The organism is Rhodopseudomonas sp. BR0C11 (assembly GCF_010820945.1).
GTDB classification, from domain to species: domain Bacteria; phylum Pseudomonadota; class Alphaproteobacteria; order Rhizobiales; family Xanthobacteraceae; genus Rhodopseudomonas; species Rhodopseudomonas palustris_H.
Genome location: NZ_QTKI01000004.1, coordinates 1 through 17,487, shown reverse-complemented (window position 1 = coordinate 17,487; position 17,487 = coordinate 1). Strand labels below are relative to the sequence as shown.

Here is a 17,487-nt window from a genome sequence, read left to right as displayed (position 1 = left end):
CGACGAAATGGCGATCCAAAAGGTCCTCCGGCTGGTGCAGATAACGCGAGCTTTCCTTGCTGATCTGGCCAGCAAACGCGACTTGATCTTCAGTCTTTCCGTTAGAAATTTCAAAAGCGCGTATTTCGGCTCGCTATTTGGGATGACTTGGGTCATCGTCGAGCCGCTCATCTACGTTTTTTTGCTCTGGTTCTTTTTTACCAAGGCGATCAAATTTCAGCCTCCCGAGGGTTACCCTTACGTGCCGTGGCTTATGACCGCGATGGCGCTCTGGAATTTCATTTCGCTTACTTTGGCGTCATCAGCTAGCACCTTCAGGAGTCACGCTTTTCTGTTAAAGCGCCCTGAGTTCAACATGTCACTGCTGCCGGTCGTCAATATTCTGACCGGTCTCTACATTCACGGGATATTCTTAGTGATCCTGGTCGCCATCCTTCTGCTAAGCGGCATACCGTTTACGCTGTACTGGTTCCAGGCTGGATACTATCTGCTGGCTACGGCGATCCTGCTGTTGGGGGTCGCCTGGATTGCTGCGTCGCTCAGCCTCTTTATCAAGGATGTTACCAACATCATCGGGATCATCATCCAGATCGGTTTCTGGACCTCACCGATATTCTGGTCGCTAAATACCTTTCCTGCCAACTTTCGAGTTTTGCTTCAGCTCAACCCGCTGAGCTACGTGATGGAAGGTTACCGAAAGAGCTTTCTGTATGCTCAGCCGTTCTGGAATGACCCGATCGGCTTTGCCTACTTTTGGTCGTTTACTTTGATCGTTCTGCTGATCGGTGTGGTGACTTACAAGACGTTGCGGCCACACTTTGGAGATGTGGTCTGATGTCACAAGCAGTCATCCAAGTTCAAAACGTCAGCAAATTTTTCCGGATTTACGACCGTCCCAGCGATAGGCTCAAAGAGGCATTCTCTTTTGCGAGAAAGCAGTACCATACCAACTATCCAGCACTTCGAGACGTTAGCTTCGAGGTGAGGAAGGGCGATTTCCTCGGAATTGTGGGGCGAAATGGCGCGGGAAAGTCGACGCTGCTGAAGATCCTCTCCAGGGAGCTGTCGCCGACGCAAGGCACGGTTCATATCACGGGAAAGGTGTCCCTGCTGCAGCTTGGCGTCGGCTTCGATCCGGAACTCACTGGTGTGGACAACGCTCGGTTTGCGAGCAAGTTGCTTGGTTATAATGATCGCGAGATCGATGCCAAACTGGAAGAAATCATTGCGTTTGCCGATATTGGAGAGTTCATCTACCACCCAGTGAAGACGTACTCGAGCGGAATGTACTCGCGTCTGTCGTTCGCGGTCGGGATCAATATCGATCCCGATATCCTCATTGCGGATGAAGTACTTTCCGTCGGCGATATGCGCTTTTCTCAAAAATGTCTCCGCAAAATGCGGGAGTTCAAAGAGCGCGGCAAAACGGTGATTTTTGTATCGCACGATATGCAAAGCGTTAGTGCGTTTTGCGATACGGCCATGTGGATCAAAGACGGCTCAATATTTATGAGTGGTGACGCGAAGCACGTCACGACGAGCTTCCAGAACTACATGCTGTATGACAAGTTGCCGGAGCAATATGAAGGTGTTGCGGAGATCGAGAGTCCGCAATTGTCCGCACCCGCGTCCTCGCCGGCCGTGGCTGCGGACGATTTCGGAGAGGTTGACTGGATTGATCTAAAAGGGGTCGCCAGCGTCGGAGACGGACGGGCGGAGATATCCAGAATGGCGCTCGTTCTGGCACACGGGGGGCGGCCAGCACGATCGCTCCGCGGCAATGAAGACGTCGTTCTGTTGATGGACATCCGCGTCAAAGCCGACATGGTTGCGCCGCAGATCGGCTTTGTCGTCTATAATCGACAGGGGCTACCGGCTCTACATACGAACAATGAAATCTGTGGATTCGAAGTGGCCTCGCTTACCGAAGGGCAGTCGGTACGCGCCGTCTTCCGCCTCAAGCTGCCGGGGCTGGCAAACGGCGACTACATTTTTTCGATCGGAATTCAGACGGGTCTCGATATGGCGCATAAGATCGATGACATCTGCGAATTCAACGTCAAAAGGCTCGACCTAAAGGGGACGCAGTGCGGCTACGCGATCATTGAGCAGGAGCGTTTCGAACTGCATGGCGCGGACCAGGAAAAAATGCTGTGACGTTGTTCAAAACTCTTGTTCTGCATCTGTTTAATCGCACATTCTCGACCTCTGTGACTATCGAGGACGTGCCGGGATTGTTGCGCTTGTCCGGCAACAGGGTGGTCATTCCGAATCCTGGCTCCGAAGTGGCGCCGCCGCGGGTGATTGAGCCGAGTCCGGTCGCTTCCGATACCGAGGCAGATGCCAAGCAAGCTCTTCCGAACGAGAGCGCTCAAGCTCTTGTGGGGCAAGCAAAAGGGGCAGGTCTTGAGCCAAGTGACGTCAAGGAGCCGTCGAGTTCCATATCTTCCGAGGTCGTCCACGCGGACGTTGCAACCACCGACTCAGCTTCGTCGGAGGTGGCGAGGGAGGAACTGCGGGACGATGAAACCCACTGTGCTCAGCTCTTGTTTGGCCAGGGATCCCCTCTCATCGGCCGGCTTCGGGGAGACGTGCTGCGACACCTCGAAAACGTAGTTCTTCTGCATCGCCTGGGTGACATCGAGGATCTTGGCGAGGGCGTCCAACTCAGCTACGCCCAAGAGGGAGAGTCGCTCATTCTGAATCGGTTTTTTGGTCCTCGTGAAGATGGATATTTCGTCGATATTGGCGCGCACCATCCCAAACGGTTCTCCAACACCTACTCTTTTTACAAGTCAGGCTGGAGGGGCATCAATGTCGAGCCCACGCCGGGGGCCAGGGAGTTGTTCGATCGTCTTCGGCCAGAAGATATCAATCTCGCTGTGGCGGTCGCAGAAACAGACGGGAAGCAGGACTTTTACATGTTCAGCGAACCCGCACTCAACACTTTCAGTGCCGAGCTCGCCAGTGAGTATAGGAATGCGGGCTGCGACCTTGTGGAGATCCAGTCGATAGAAACTCGGAGGCTCGACAGCCTTCTGCATGAATGCAACGTCGATCGGCCGATCGATTTCATGTCGATCGATGTCGAGGGGTATGAACTGCCCGTACTGCAATCGAACGACTGGTCGCGGTATCGGCCTAAGGTGCTGGTCGTCGAGATCCTCGATTTCGACCTCAAGCGCGCCAGTGAGTACCCGGTTCATCAGTTCATTATCGATGAGGGCTACGAGTTGTTCGCCAAGACATACAACACATCCTTCTACAAAGACGTTCGGTCGTCGTAATGGCCTCGGCTGGCGACGATCATCCGACCGTTTATGTGTTGCTGCCGGTGCATAACCGACGCAGCATCACGCTGTCGTTCGTCGAATTCTTCAAGAAACAAGATTACGACAACGCTCGCCTGGTTCTGATCGACGACGGCTCGACGGACGGAACTGCCGAGGCCGTAGGGGACCTCGTCGAAGACGTCATCGTTCTGCGTGGCGAGGGAAACTGGTGGTGGGCTGGCTCTCTTCATCAGGGGTATCTCTGGCTGCGCCGGAATCGAATCCCTGGCGATGACGTCGTTCTCATTATGAATGACGACACCGAGTTCTCCGCGGATTTCATCTCGGTCGGGCTGCGCATCCTGCGTCAGCATCCCGGGGCGCTGCTGACTGCTACGGGCTACAACCTTAAGACCGGCAAGCCACAGGATTCCGGCGGCTACATCATGGATTGGAGCACGCTGGGATTCTCGGAGACCCATGAGAATGCCCGCATCAACTGCGCTTCGACGCGCGGGCTGATGGTCCGGGTCTCCGACTTCCTCGACGTCAAGGGATTTCATCCCCGCCTGATCCCGCACTATCTGTCGGATCTGGAGTTCACGATGCGTGCCCAGAAGAAGGGCAAGATCCTGATGATTCATCCGGATTTTCGCATCGGCATCGACTTCGAGACGACTGGCCATCGCGAATTGGGAGGCGAAACATTCCGGCAGTACATCAAGAAGGTGTTTTCCATCCGCGCAGCGATGAATCCGATCCATTGGAGCAACTTCATCCTTCTGCATTCCGATTGGCGCTACAAACTTCCGAATTTGTCGCGTATCTGGGGCGGAGTTTATCTGAATGGCATCCGGCAACGCCTGTTGCCTGAGCTGAAGGCCTCGCTGCTGAAGAAGCGGTCGGGCTCGTAGTGTCACACCTGTCTGCGGGTATTGAACGATGTGCGGGATAGCCGGAATACTCTCAAAGACCGGTGTGAGGGATGATGCAGATCTCCTTGACAGGATGCTCGGCGCGATGGTGCACCGCGGCCCGGACGGACAGGGGACGTATCTTGGCGATCGAGCGGCGATCGGAATGCGCCGACTCAGCATCATCGATCTGACCGGTGGTTGGCAGCCGCTCTACAACGAGGATAAGTCGCTCGCCTTGGTGGCGAACGGAGAGATCTACAATTTTGTCGAACTGACCCAGGAGCTGATTGCTCGCGGCCATCGCTTTTCAACGCACAGCGACTGCGAGGTCATTCTTCATCTCTACGAGGAGGAGCAGGAAAACTGCCTTCGGCACTTGCGCGGCATGTTTGCCTTCGCGTTGGTCGACATCAAGCGTGGCACTGTCTTCATCGCCCGCGACCGGATGGGCGAGAAGCCCCTCTACCTACACGAGACCCAGGATTCGCTGCTTTTTGCGTCCGAAATGAAGTCGCTGCTGAGTTCCGGGCGGGTTCCGTTCGAGCTCGATCCCGGTTCGGTGAACGACTATTTCCACTATCAGTACGTGCCGGAGCCGCGCACGCCGCTCAGGGCGGTGCGGAAGCTCCCCCGTGCGCATTATCTGAAGGTCGATCTCGCCTCCTGGAAAGTCGAGCAGCACAAATACTGGGACATGGAGGATGCGCCGCCGGTCGAAGGCGATCCATCTGAGTTGGTTCGCGCCGAGCTAGAGAAGATCAGCGAGCTTTTGATCCGCGCCGATGTTCCGGTCGGAGTCGCGCTGAGCGGCGGTTTGGATTCCAGCGCAATTGCGGCCCTTGCGGCCCGAAAGTATCCGGGGACGATGCATGCGTTCAGCGTCGGCTATCCAGGGCGTCCGCCGAACGACGAGCGCAACAACGCGAAAGCGCTCGCCGACTTGCTCGGAATGCCGTTCCACGAGATCGAACTGACCACGCCAGAGCTGGTCGCTCACTTCGAGCAGATGAACTTCGAACGTGACGATCCCATCGCCGACATTTCCGGTTTCGGCTATTACTCCGTCAATAAGGCCGCGCGCGCCCAAGGAATTCCGGTGCTTCTGCAAGGCCAGGGCGGTGACGAGATCTTTTGGGGCTATGAGTGGGTCAAGGACGCGGCCCTTGCCACCGACAACATGCAGAATCCCGGCAGCCAGCGTCGGGAGCCGTTCAATCTCAAACGGTTCGTGAAAACATCGCTCCGCCGGCTTTCTGGCGCGCATCGGCCGGCGCCTACGTCGGTCCCGAATGCCGCGGGCCACCGCCCGATCTTCCACGAGCTTGCACCGGATTTTCGGATGGCTCTGACGGACCTCCGATCAAACCTTACAGGTCGCTTTATCGAGCAGCTCGGCAGTGCATCGGCCTACGACTTCTTCACCTTCGACAAACCGTGGAAGCAGTCGGACATTCTGATCACGCGGTTGATCAGTGACACCTATCTGCTCGAGAACGGCATCGCGCAGGGCGATAGGCTCAGCATGACCAACTCGGTCGAGTTGCGCTTGCCTTTCGTCGATTACAAGCTGGTCGAGTTGGTGATCGGTCTCCGCAAGACCCACGCGTCGGATCCGGACTATCTGCGCTTTCCGAAGCCTTGGCTGCGCGGCGCAATGCAGGGTATCCTGCCGGAATTCATCATCGATCGCCCGAAGCAAGGATTCGCTCCGCCTCTGATGGAGTGGCACAACGCACTCTTCAAGGCGTATGGCCACTATCTGGACGGCGGGTATCTGGTTCAATCGGGTGTCCTGACCGAGCAGGCCGGTGCCGAGCTGTCCGCCGGTCCGTTTCCGCGGGGGGCGATCGCGCCGATCTCGTTCAAGGCGCTCGTCTTGGAGATCTGGTGTCGCGAGATGGTTGCCACGTCTCAGCGCGAATGACCCCGATGGCACGCATCATCCAGGAAGCTCGGTCAATCCCGATGCATTGGCTGATCGTATATGCCGGGTCTGCGCTCTATCTTTGCCTACTTGTACCTCTCAATATGGCCGGGGCGGCCGACAGGAACATGCTCGCGATATTCATGATCGACGAGTATTCGGTCTATGAAACCACGGCGGCAATGCTCACGAAGGGAGGTAGCTTCGTCGAGCCTATTCAGAAAGTGTATGGTTATCTCTACCATTTTCTCAACGGCGTGATGCTTGTCCTTACGCGGCCGCTCAACCATTTCGTCGGCCTTAGCGCCACACGTTTTGATCTTCTTGTCTTGCGAGAGCTTAGCGTTGTCTACTATCTGATTGCGGTTATCGTCTTGCTTCGCTCGTTCTTTACGCAGGCGCATCCTGTTTTCGTGGTCTTGGCTTGGTTGGCCATGGTTTCGTCGCCTGCAGCTTTGCATACCAATACTTGGGTGCATCCAGATAATCTGGCGTTCATGCTGATGATGGCCACGTGCGGGACGCTTCTTCGCGATCGGTATGCGTTCGGCCGCTGGTTCTGGTTCGCGGCGGTCCTGTGGGGCCTCGCGACAAATACCAAGATGTACGGTCTCTTCCTGGCGCCGCTGTTTATCTGCTATGGGGCGCTAGCAATGACCCGAGATCCGGAGGACTTGCGAAGGCCCGTCGTGCGGATTGCGCTGGCTGGTGTTACCGCCATCGTTGTCTATTTTGCGACGATGCCGTTCCTGTTTATTAGCGGTAACCTCAAAGATTTTGTTCGGGAAATGATATTTTACTCCGCCACCTATATCACTGGTGTGCGGCATGCCACAGCCGAGTGGAATCCTGCGCTATGGTATCGAACGATTATTGCTGACTTCTATTTCACGTTGCCGTTCCTAGTGTGCATCATCGTGGGCACGCTTTTCCTTTTCCGAGCGTCCTGGCGAAGCTGTGTCTTGCTGCTGGCGACAATACTGCCAATGCTGCTGCATTTTTTGTTCGATGTCAGCTGGATCGGATTTTGGTATTTGATTCCGACGCTGGTTCCGCTTCTTGCCTTGGGCTTCTATGTTCCTGCCGAAGAGCCGTACAGGTGGCTGAGGTTGCCATTGTTGGCTGTTGTTCCTCTGATGTTGATGCTGCTTTTCAATAAAGGCGTCGTCAGCATTGGCTACGCCATGAGCACGCTACAGAGAGAGGAGCGTAGCCCTGCGATCTCACTGTACAGAAATGTCGAGATGCTGCTGGGCGAGCGCATTCGGTCGGTCAAAGTGACGTTTCGGGATCCCTACATTTATTTCCCCGACATTGAAGGAGTTGAGGTCAGGAAAAAGTGGGGACTTGCCACGTACAGCGAACTAGGGGGCGCAGATACGAAGATGCCGCAGGCGGATCTCGTGATGCTGCAAAAGGACTATATTCAGCGGTGCTCAGGCGAGGCAAATTTGCGTAAGTATATGGACTACATGAAGCAGAGCTTTGATGAGAATCGTCCGTGCATCAGTTTCTATTCTGATGCTGGTTCCCATAGGTTGTCCGGATACGACTTCTTGATCGAGAACGAGTTCGGCGTCGCGTTCATCCGTAGGGGTTTGTGAGTCCCAGTCGATGAGGTTGCCTAGTCCAAAATTGCTGCCCTTGAACGATGCGGCGGCCCTGCTCGAAAGATACCCCGGTATCAGCGCGTTCACACTGTCTCTGCTGCTGCTGCTGCCATTCATCCGGATGGGACTCGACGTCACCGATCCGGGTTTCCATCTGGGCAATCAGCTGATGGTTGGTCGGATCGGAATCTCATATATCGTCGAGCAACCCTATTGGTGGTTCTCCGACCTGGTCGGATGGTGGTGGCTATCGCTGTTCGAGCATATGGGCTTCGGTCTGGTGGGAGCTCGACTCGGCGGAGTGGTGGTGTTTTCGATTTGCGCGGCCTTGGCGGCGCATATCGTTTCGAAATACGTAACGTCGCACTGGCTTGTTCCAATTTCCGCGCTCTCCGTTGCCCCGTTTTATGCAGGATTCCTTAGTCTGATCAGCTATGACACCGTTCCGGCGCTGATCTGTCTGGTCGGCTTGTGCTTCTATTACATTGCGTTGTTTGGAGAACGCCCCTGGGCCGTCTATGGAGCCTCGCTGCTTGCGGGCATTGCGTGGTTCTTTCTGCTGCAGTCGCGGTTGCCGGCCGTGGTCGTTGCAGGGGTTCCGATCATCGGAGCTATTGCTGCAATCTTGATTGATCGGAAGCGTCTTCGACCCGCTGTGATCTCTGGTGGAATTACATTCGTCGTTATCGCCGCGCTGTCCGCTGGGTTTTACCTTTACCTGGTTCGCTCGGGGTTGCTGGCGAAGATCGCAGACAATCAACCGCTGGATACCCACTACAACAGCGAGTTCTTCCTCACCGTTATTCGCCAGCAGTGGTCGTTGATCTCGCCCTGGCTTACCTGGTTTGTTGGCGGTGTTCTGGTCCTGTTTGTTGCTTTGCTTTGGCCGGTTGCGGCGCGCGCTTGGATTGTCGGGTTGGCCGCAAGCGTCCTCATTATCCTCTATGTGTGGGGGAATCTGGGGGCGCGGCTTCACGATCTGTTCGCCGGCACATTGAACTTCTTGATGTTGGTCTGCCTTGTCGTCGCATTGATCGCTGTTTTCATCATTCTGTTTTGGCGGCGGCCGCCGGAATCGTCACGTGAGCTGCTGTTTCGGCTTATCCTCGTCGGCGGCAGCGCATTGGCGCTTCCGATTATCGTCAGCTTGGGGTCTTCTGCCGGCTTGGCTAAGTTGCAGTTCGGCGGCTATTTGGTGCCGCCTCTTGTGATTGCTTTGCTGGTACTGCTGGCGAGCCAGCGCCGCGGGACCGAAGCAAAAATCCTGCGTGGGGTGGCGGCCGGTCTCACGCTGTTTGCCGTAATCTTCGCCGAGTGGCACCTTTATGCGAAGGGGGTATTTCGCGATCAACCGGATCGTCGGCAACTTGTGTCCGCGCCGGAGGTTGCGCGTCTGGGCCCCGTGCGGACGACTACCGCGCGCGCCGAGAGCATTCGTGAACTCGACAGTGTTCTGCGCGAAAGGCCAGTTCCTGCTGGGCGTACCGTACTGGTCTATCGGGAGGCCCCTTTAGTTCACTACATGATGGATGACTTGCCGTATCGGAAGTGGATCTGGCCGGATATATTGCCTCTGAGTGAGATCGAGCGGGGATTTCCAGGATTGTGCGACACACAAACGGCGCCCTATCTCGTCGTCCGCGCGCTGCAGCCGACGGGAAACCCGATCTGGGGCGGCAAAGCAGGAATCGAAAGTTTCGCGCCAAGCTGGCAGGTGGAAAAGTATGAGGCGATCGATGCGGCCGTCGAGCGCTGCGGATATCGGTCGGTTTGGAAAAATGTCGACTTCGAGGTCCTGATGAAGGCTGCTGCGCCTGCGGTCGCGCCAGCGAAATGATCGTGATGTCATGAGCGACAACAATCCGTTCGCTAATCTCAACTATGAAGACTTCAAGCGTCTGGCTCGAGATCAGACGCTGTCGAAGTATGAGCGTATCGGTTTTCCGGACGCCTATCGGAAGGGCGCAGAAGAGGCGATCTTTGCCGACATCTGCTCGAAACTTTCTTCGCTGAATCAGTCCGGCAAGGTCGTGCTGGATATCGGTCCGGGCTGCAGTGACCTGCCGCTGATGCTGATTGAACTGTGCCGTGCCCAGGGACATGTGCTGCATCTGATCGATAGCGAGGAGATGCTGGCGCTTCTGCCTGACGCACCGTTCGTGACGAAGGCTGCTGGGCTGTTTCCCAGCTGTGCCGAAGTGACCGAGCCACTCAGGTCGCGCGTCGACGTCATCCTGTGCTACAGCGTTCTGCACTACGTTTTGATCGATACGGCGTTCTTCCGTTTCCTCGATACCGCCCTGTCTCTGCTCGCCCCAGGCGGCCAGATGCTGATCGGCGATATCCCGAATATTTCGAAGCGGAAGCGGTTCTTCGCCAGCGAAAATGGCGTGCGCTTCCACCAGGCATTCATGAACACCAGCGAACGTCCCGAAGTGGCGTTCAATCGGATCGAACACGACCAGATCGATGATTCGGTGGTGTTCTCCTTGCTTCAGCGCGCGCGTGCGCAGGGGTTCGATGCGTATGTGTTGCCGCAGTCAGCCGAGCTGCCGATGGCAAACCGGCGCGAGGATATTCTGATCGTGCGTCCGTGAGGGATGGCAATGGATAAGACGAAGAAGTTGGTCATCGTAGGCGACAGCGCGTTCGCCGAGATCGCTCGAGAGTATTTCGAGGTCGACACCGAGTATGAAGTGGTCGGTTTCTCGGTCGAGCGCGACTACCTGAAGAAGCCGGATCTCCACGGGCTGCCAGTGGTCGCTTTCGAAGATCTGGAAACGGTGTTCGATCCATCCGCGCACGAGGTCTATGTCGCGACCGTTTACACGCAGCTCAATCGCCTGCGCGCGCGGCTGGCAAATGCCGCCAAAGCCAAGGGATATCGGCTTGCATCCTACATCAGTCCGCGCGCCTTCGTCTGGCGAAACGTTCAGCTCGGAGAGCATTGTTTCGTGTTCGAGGACAACACGGTGCAGCCGTTCGTGAAGATCGGCGACAACGTCGTGCTGTGGAGCGGCAACCACATTGGTCATCACTCGACGATCGGCAACAACTGCTTCGTCTCGTCGCACGTCGTAATATCCGGCTTCTGCGAAATCGGTGAAAATAGCTTCCTCGGCGTCAATGCGTCGGTGGCGAACAACATCACAATCGGCAAAGACAACTGGGTTGGGCCAAACGTGCCGATCATGAAGAATACGGATGCCGGGGCGCTGTTCCGCGCCGAGCAGCCGGAGCCGGCAAAGATCTCTGCCCCTCGGTTCTTCAAGGTCCGGGAATGAGGAAAATGCGCTGGCGAAAGCTCGGACTTGTTTACGGGCCGGATGGGTCGCTGCCGTGGGCGAAATCTCATGCGATGATCCCGACGCCGGTGCGACTGAACCAGGATGTCATCCGTGTTTACGTGACCTTCTGTGACGAAGGCGGCTTGGGTCGACCCGGTTTTGTCGACGTCGCGGCCGACGATCCGACGCAGGTTCTGAAAGTGTCGCAGCGGCCGCTTCTCGATTTGGGGCTGCCGGGCACGTTCGATGAAAACGGCGTGTTGTTGTGCTCTGTGGTGCCGGCCGGCGGCGATCGCCTGCACATGTATTATGCCGGATTCGAGATTGGCACGAGGATTCGGTATCGTTTGTTGACGGGCCTAGCGGTCAGTGAAGACGGGGGCGACACTTTTCGCCGCTACGCCAATACGCCGGTTTTGGAACGATCTCAGGCGGAGCTTTACTTCCGCGGTGGCCCATTTGGGTTACAGGGACCGAATGGGTTTCGGCTCTGGTACGTCGCGGGCAGCGAGTGGACCGAGATCGACGGAAAAGCGATGCCGGTGTACGACCTCCGCTACATGGAATCTGCAGACGGCATCGATTGGCCGGATCAGGGTGAGGTCTTGATTGCCCTTGCTGACCCGGACGAGCATGGCTTCGGACGCCCGTGTGTGATTGAGAAGCCAACGGGCGGCTACCGAATGTTCTACTCGGTCCGCCGCCGTTCTTATGCGGCATACCGTCTTGGTTATGCCGAGTCGGAGGATGGCGTCAGTTGGGTGCGAATGGATCGCAAACTCAATCTGGACGTGACGCCGGGAAGCTTCGACTCACAGGCCATCATGTACGCAGCGCCGATTGCCGTCGGGGATGATCTCTACGTATTTTACAACGGCAATGATTTTGGCCGCGACGGATTCGCGGTGGCGGTATTGGAGGCAGAGTGACCATTGCGGTTCGCGCATTCCGGGCGGAAGATGCGGACGCTTGGGACGCATTCTGCCCCGGCTGTCTTCAATCGACCCTTCTGCACACGCGTCGATTCTTGTCGTATCACGGCGACCGCTTCGTCGATCAGTCCCTGATCATCGAAGAGGACGGGGTCGGGGTCGGCTTGTTCCCCGCTGCGGAAAGTCCCCAGGACCAGACCGTGATCGTTTCGCATCCGGGCGTGACGTATGGCGGAGTCCTGCATCAAGGAAGGCTCCAGGGCGCACGGTCGCTCACGGCCTTCGAGATGATTGCCGCGCACTACGCTTCCCGATCCCGCATCAAGCTGCAGTATAAAGCAGTTCCTGCCTTCTACCAGCGCGTTCCGGCGCAAGACGACCTGTATGCGTTGTTTCGCCTCGGCGCGCAGAGGGTTCGCTGCGATCTGAGCAGCACCATCGACCTCCATACCCGGCTGCCCGCCAGCCAGCGCCGTCGCCGAAGTCTCAAGAAGGCCGCTAAAGCCGGCGTTTCGATCATTGAGGGGCGACAGAACCTCGAGCGGCTCTGGCAGGTTCTTGCCGACAATCTTGCACGCAAGCACGGGGTCGAGCCGGTCCATTCGCTGGCTGAGATCGAATTGCTGGCCGACCGCTTTCCCGGCGAGATCCGATGCATTTGCGCGGCCCTCAACCAACAGGTGGTCGCGGGAACCGTGTTGTTCGTAACTCCCACGGCGTTTCACGCCCAGTATATTGCGGCCAGCGAAGTGGGATATGATGTATCCGCGCTCGATGCGGTCTTTGAGCATTGCATTGCAGTGGCTACGCAGCAGGGAAGACGCTGGTTCGACTTCGGGATCAGCACCGAAAAGGGCGGTGCCGTGTTGAATGACGGCCTATACGGCTTCAAGTCTGAGTTCGGCGGCGGTGGAATGGTGCACGAATTCTACGAGCTAGATTTAAGCAAATGAGCGAGACCCTATCGATTGTCGTTCCGGTATACTTCAATGCTGGGTCGTTGCCGCCGCTGTTCGTCCGGATGCAGAAGGTGGAGGAACAACTCGCATCGATCGGGATGCGGCTCGAATTGATTTTTGTCGATGACGGCTCTGGAGACGAGTCGCTCGCAGAATTGCTTCGCATCAAGCAGCAGCGGCCCGCGACGAAGGTCGTCAAGCTGACCCGGAATTTCGGTGCGGTGCACGCGTCGAAATGCGGCTTTCAGTTCGTCACCGGCGATTGCTTTATGATTCTCGCCGCCGATCTCCAGGATCCGCCCGAGCTCATCATGCAGATGGTGGAGAAGTGGCGGGGAGGCTCCAAGTTTACAATCTGCGAGCGGATCAGCAGGGACGACCCCGCGCTATCGAAGATCTACGCGGCCGCCTTCTATTGGCTGCTGCATCGTTTGGTGATGAGCAACTATCCGGATGGCGGCTATGACATGGCACTGATGGATCGAGCGATGTTGCCGCACATTTTGAACAGCTCGAAGAATCTCTATACGCCGCTCCTGGCTTATTGGCTGGGGTTCAAGCCTGAGGTGATCCGTTATCACCGCGCCAAGCGCGAGCATGGTAAGTCACGCTGGACGTTCAAGAAGAAGTTCAAGGCGTTTCTCGACGTGATGCTTGGCTTCTCTGTGACGCCGATCCGCCTGATCTCGGGTTTCGGCGTTGTGGTGGCGATAGTCAGTTTTCTGTACGGCGTGTCCGTCGTCGTCAATGCGATTTTGGGCAACGTTCCTGTCGCCGGATTCGCATCGCTCGCCGCCCTGATTACGTTCCTGCAGGGGTTGGTGATCATCATGCTCGGTGTGATCGGCGAATATCTTTGGCGCGTGTTCGATGAGGTGAACAAACGGCCCGAGGTCGTCATTGATGAAGTCTATTAGAGGCGAAAGCCTCCGCTTCATTGTGGCAGGCGGAGCCAATACAGTTCTGACCTACCTTGTTTATCTGCTGATGTTGAACTGGGTGTCGTATCCGGTCGCATTCACCGTATCGTTTGCAACGGGAGTTCTTTTCGCTTTCGCGGTATATTCTTTGTTCGTTTTCAGGATCGCCCTCGACTGGCGCAGAATGTTGCCGTATCCGTTGTTGTACGGTCTTCAATACGTTGCCGGACTAGCATTGCTGGCACTTCTGATTGGCCAATTTGCGCTGGACGAGCGGATTGCGCCGATCGTCAATGTTGTCGTCCTGACGCCGGTCACGTTTGTGCTGAATAGCTGGTATTTGACCAGGGGAGGGCGGAGTGATGGTGAGGCGTAGCGTCGACGAATGCCGCATCCTGGACCTTCCAAAGATCTGTGACCCCCGTGGAAACCTCACCTTTATCGAGGGCGAGCGTCATGTTCCGTTCGATATTCGGCGGGTTTACTACTTGTACGATGTCCCGGGTGGCTCCGATCGTGGTTCGCACGCACATCGGGACCTGCATCAATTCGTCGTTGCGATGTCCGGCAGCTTCGATGTCGAACTCGATGACGGTCGTTCGAAGAAGCGGTTTCATCTGAACAGGTCCTATTACGGACTGTATATCTGTCCGATGATGTGGCGGCAGCTCGACAATTTTTCCTCGGGCGCCGTGTGCATGGTGCTCGCATCCGAATTGTATTCGGAGAATGATTACGTGCGGGACTACAAAGCGTTTCTGGATCTGGTGGGGCGACAGGAGTGAAGGTCCCCTTCCTCGATCTGAAATCGATCAACGATCGCTCTCGCAGCGAATTCCATGCCGCGCTTGATCGTGTCCTCGACTCCGGCTGGCTCGTCTTGGGGCAGGAGGTTGACGCGTTCGAGCGTGAGTTCGCGGCCTACTGCGACACCGGGTACTGCGTGGGAGTCGGCAATGGTCTGGAGGCATTGCACCTCGTATTGAGGGCGTGGGGCATTACGGCCGGAGACGAGGTCATCGTGCCCTCGAATACCTACATCGCGACCTGGCTTGCGGCCAGCTACACGGGGGCGGTACCCGTCGCGGTTGAGCCGGATTCATCGACCTTCAATGTCGATCCCGCGCGCATCGAAGCGGCGATTACGCCGAGGACGCGCGCCATCATTCCGGTCCATCTGTATGGTCAGCCGGCCGACATGGACCCGATCATGGAGATCGCCGACCGTAACGGATTGAAGGTGCTGGAAGATGCCGCGCAAGCCCACGGTGCACGGTACAAGGGGCGCCGGGTCGGGGGCCTCGGCCACGCTGCAGGTTTCAGCTTTTACCCCGGCAAAAATCTGGGGGCACTTGGAGACGCCGGTGCAATTACGACCAACGACTCCCAACTCGCTGATCGTATCAGGGTGCTGCGAAACTACGGGTCGCGGGTTAAATATTACAATGAGGTGATTGGCTTCAATTCACGCCTGGACGAGCTGCAAGCAGCCTTCCTGCGCGCCAAGCTGCCAGAACTGGATCGCGACAATGCAAGGCGGCGTGAGATCGCTGGTCTCTACCAGCAAGGACTGGCTGAATTGGGGGTGACGCTGCCCCAGGTTCCGATCTGGGCGGACCCAGTATGGCATCTGTATGTCGTTCGCAGCAGTAACCGCGAGGCGTTGCGGCAAAACCTCGACGCGCGAGGAATCGGTACCCTGCTGCATTATCCGGTTCCCCCCGCCCGGCAGACGGCCTATGAAGCCCTCGGGTCGGAAAACAGTTGCCCGGTGGCCGAAGCCATGTCCAATGAAGTCTTCAGCCTGCCGATGGGGCCGCACCTGGAAGATGCCCAGGTGCAGGCTGTCGTTCAGGCCCTCAAGAATGCATCGAGCTGAGAGCGGGCAGCCAATGATCTCCGGTTTTCTTCACGACATCCAAAATTCAGGGATCACGCTGGTCGATATCGGCAGTAGTGGTTCGCTCGATGCCAAATGGACGCCGATCAAGGATCTGATCGACCTCGTCGGATTTGATCCGAACGAAGAAGAGTGTCGGCGGCAGAACAATCTGCCGTCTCAATACCGGAGTTCGGTGTTTTTGCCGTACGCGGTCCACGGCAAGGATGGCGTCGAGACTCTCTACAAGACGCGGAGCATCTATTGCTACTCGCTTCTGAAGCCGAATAAGCAGTGGCTGGACCGCTTCGCGTTCCATGATCTATTCGATGTCAAGGAAGAGTGCCCGATCTCCGTGCGGGCCATCGATCAGATTGAAGAATTGAAGAGCTATTCCCCGGATGTCATTAAGATCGACGTTCAAGGGCTGGAGTTGCCGATTCTGAGCAAAGCCGGACGCTATCTTGATAGTGCGTTCTACGTCGAGACCGAGACGGGCTTCACCGCCAACTATGAAGGCGAAACGACCTTCGCCGAGCTTGATCGATTTATGCAAGCCAACGGCTTTCTGATGTTTGATATCAATCCTGATCATCGCATTTCGCGGAACAATCAGCTCAAGAACAAGCCCACCGGCCGGGAGCAGATTTTGTGGGCCGAAGCGGTTTGGCTGAAGGACTACGTGGCCCTCGATCGCCAAGGTAAATTCGACGAGTTGGGGGTTGATCAGATCAAGGCCAAAAAGGTGCTTGTTCTGTGTGCGCTTCAACGATGCTACGACTTCGGTTTCGAGTTGGCTGAATTCTTCGCGCGGAAGGGTTTGATTTCCGCTCGCGAACTGGCCGGCCTCGAGACCGCAGATGGGTGGGATCTCACCAGGGCGTATCCCGCGGACGAACCGGTCGCCGCCCCGAGAAGCGGCAAGATGGCGATGCTGGCCGATCTGCTTGGCCTGCTGCCGGATCGTCTGCGCGATGCGATCCATCGGGCCTCGGCGCGATGATGGCCAATGCAATGACGCTCGCTCCGATCGTTCTGTTTGTGTTCAATCGGCCTGTCCACACTCGAACGACCCTTGAGTCGCTGAAAGCCAATGCGCTTGCGAGCCAATCCGAGTTGTTCGTGTATTCGGATGGCTCGCGTGGCGCAAAAGACGATGCGGATGTCGCGGCGGTTAGGGCGATCGTCGACAACATCGAGGGTTTCAAGAGCGTCACGGTCTTCAAGCAGTCGAATAACCGCGGTCTTGCCGCGTCGGTGATCGCTGGCGTCTCCGCCACTATCGAGAGGTACGGCAAGGTCATCGTCGTGGAAGACGATTTGCAGTTTTCGCCGCTCTTCTTGAACTACATGAACGATGCGCTTGCGGCTTGTGAAAAGGATTCGCGGGTCTTCTCCATTGGAGGTTACAGTCCCCCGCTGGAAATGCCGGCAAACTACGACGAGGACTCCTATCTGTCGTACAGGTGCTGCACCTGGGGTTGGGCGACTTGGCGCGATCGCTGGGGCAAGGTCGACTGGGACGTCCGTGAGTTCGATCAATTCTGCAAGGATGAGACTGCTATCGCGCGTTTCAATCGCGGTGGCGACGACATGTTTCACATTCTCAAGCTTCAGATGGCTGGCAAGATCAGTTCCTGGGGTATCCGGTGGGACTACGCTCACTACAAAAATGAAGCTTATTGTTTCAGGCCGTCTCGTTCGATCGTCGGCAACATTGGCAACGATGGAACGGGCGTGCATTGTGGAGTAACCGATAAGTTCGATGTCGACCTCAACATGCAGTC

The 17,487-nt window shown here is 56.8% G+C and carries 17 protein-coding genes; all 17 read left to right on the top strand.

The window, feature by feature from the left end; translation table 11 throughout:
* The first annotated feature begins 7 nt into the window (after positions 1 to 7).
* Positions 8 to 835 carry an ABC transporter permease gene (locus tag DYI24_RS01255; protein WP_164570959.1) on the top strand — a complete coding sequence of 276 codons (828 nt, stop codon included), beginning with the start codon at positions 8 to 10 and terminating at the stop codon, positions 833 to 835.
* Positions 835 to 2,157 (top strand): ABC transporter ATP-binding protein, encoded by a 1,323-nt coding sequence (locus DYI24_RS01250; RefSeq protein ID WP_164570958.1) that lies wholly within the window; start codon positions 835 to 837, stop codon positions 2,155 to 2,157. The genes DYI24_RS01255 and DYI24_RS01250 overlap by 1 nt, the downstream gene beginning before the upstream one ends.
* Positions 2,154 to 3,287, top strand: coding sequence for an FkbM family methyltransferase (locus DYI24_RS01245; RefSeq protein WP_164570957.1), 1,134 nt, complete (start codon positions 2,154 to 2,156; stop codon positions 3,285 to 3,287). The genes DYI24_RS01250 and DYI24_RS01245 overlap by 4 nt, the downstream gene beginning before the upstream one ends.
* A complete protein-coding gene (locus DYI24_RS01240) occupies positions 3,287 to 4,186 on the top strand; it encodes a glycosyltransferase family 2 protein (protein ID WP_164570956.1) in 900 nt (299 codons plus the stop codon). Before DYI24_RS01245 ends, DYI24_RS01240 begins: the two co-directional genes overlap by 1 nt.
* Positions 4,187 to 4,214: 28 nt before the next feature.
* Entirely contained in the window at positions 4,215 to 6,113 is a 1,899-nt protein-coding gene (asnB, locus tag DYI24_RS01235; RefSeq protein WP_164570955.1) for an asparagine synthase (glutamine-hydrolyzing), read from the top strand.
* Between the two features lie 5 nt (positions 6,114 to 6,118).
* On the top strand, positions 6,119 to 7,717 hold the full coding sequence (locus DYI24_RS01230) for a hypothetical protein (RefSeq protein ID WP_164570954.1): 1,599 nt from the start codon (positions 6,119 to 6,121) through the stop codon (positions 7,715 to 7,717).
* A gap of 40 nt (positions 7,718 to 7,757) precedes the next feature.
* The gene (locus tag DYI24_RS01225; protein WP_164570953.1) at positions 7,758 to 9,560 is read left to right on the top strand and encodes a hypothetical protein; all 1,803 of its coding nucleotides are present in this window, start codon (positions 7,758 to 7,760) and stop codon (positions 9,558 to 9,560) included.
* A gap of 10 nt (positions 9,561 to 9,570) precedes the next feature.
* Positions 9,571 to 10,320, top strand: coding sequence for a class I SAM-dependent methyltransferase (locus DYI24_RS01220; RefSeq protein ID WP_164570952.1), 750 nt, complete (start codon positions 9,571 to 9,573; stop codon positions 10,318 to 10,320).
* Positions 10,321 to 10,329: 9 nt separating this feature from the next.
* Entirely contained in the window at positions 10,330 to 11,007 is a 678-nt protein-coding gene (locus DYI24_RS01215) for an acetyltransferase (protein WP_164570951.1), read from the top strand.
* Positions 11,008 to 11,012: 5 nt separating this feature from the next.
* Positions 11,013 to 11,939 (top strand): glycoside hydrolase family protein, encoded by a 927-nt coding sequence (locus tag DYI24_RS01210; protein ID WP_164570950.1) that lies wholly within the window; start codon positions 11,013 to 11,015, stop codon positions 11,937 to 11,939.
* Positions 11,936 to 12,895 (top strand): GNAT family N-acetyltransferase, encoded by a 960-nt coding sequence (locus DYI24_RS01205; RefSeq protein WP_164570949.1) that lies wholly within the window; start codon positions 11,936 to 11,938, stop codon positions 12,893 to 12,895. Before DYI24_RS01210 ends, DYI24_RS01205 begins: the two co-directional genes overlap by 4 nt.
* On the top strand, positions 12,892 to 13,818 hold the full coding sequence (locus DYI24_RS01200) for a glycosyltransferase family 2 protein (protein ID WP_164570948.1): 927 nt from the start codon (positions 12,892 to 12,894) through the stop codon (positions 13,816 to 13,818). The genes DYI24_RS01205 and DYI24_RS01200 overlap by 4 nt, the downstream gene beginning before the upstream one ends.
* Positions 13,805 to 14,197: a GtrA family protein gene (locus DYI24_RS01195; RefSeq protein ID WP_164570947.1), complete on the top strand. Its 393-nt coding sequence runs from the start codon at positions 13,805 to 13,807 to the stop codon at positions 14,195 to 14,197. The genes DYI24_RS01200 and DYI24_RS01195 overlap by 14 nt, the downstream gene beginning before the upstream one ends.
* Positions 14,184 to 14,606, top strand: a complete 423-nt coding sequence (locus DYI24_RS01190; protein WP_164570946.1) for a sugar 3,4-ketoisomerase — start codon at positions 14,184 to 14,186, stop codon at positions 14,604 to 14,606. The genes DYI24_RS01195 and DYI24_RS01190 overlap by 14 nt, the downstream gene beginning before the upstream one ends.
* Complete coding sequence (locus tag DYI24_RS01185) at positions 14,603 to 15,700, top strand: DegT/DnrJ/EryC1/StrS family aminotransferase (RefSeq protein ID WP_164570945.1); 1,098 nt, start codon at positions 14,603 to 14,605, stop codon at positions 15,698 to 15,700. The genes DYI24_RS01190 and DYI24_RS01185 overlap by 4 nt, the downstream gene beginning before the upstream one ends.
* Positions 15,687 to 16,703 (top strand): FkbM family methyltransferase, encoded by a 1,017-nt coding sequence (locus tag DYI24_RS01180; protein ID WP_164570944.1) that lies wholly within the window; start codon positions 15,687 to 15,689, stop codon positions 16,701 to 16,703. Before DYI24_RS01185 ends, DYI24_RS01180 begins: the two co-directional genes overlap by 14 nt.
* Positions 16,703 to 17,487, top strand: a 785-nt coding sequence (locus DYI24_RS01175) for a glycosyltransferase (RefSeq protein WP_164570943.1), incomplete at its 3' end; no start/stop codon positions are given. The genes DYI24_RS01180 and DYI24_RS01175, both read left to right, overlap by 1 nt.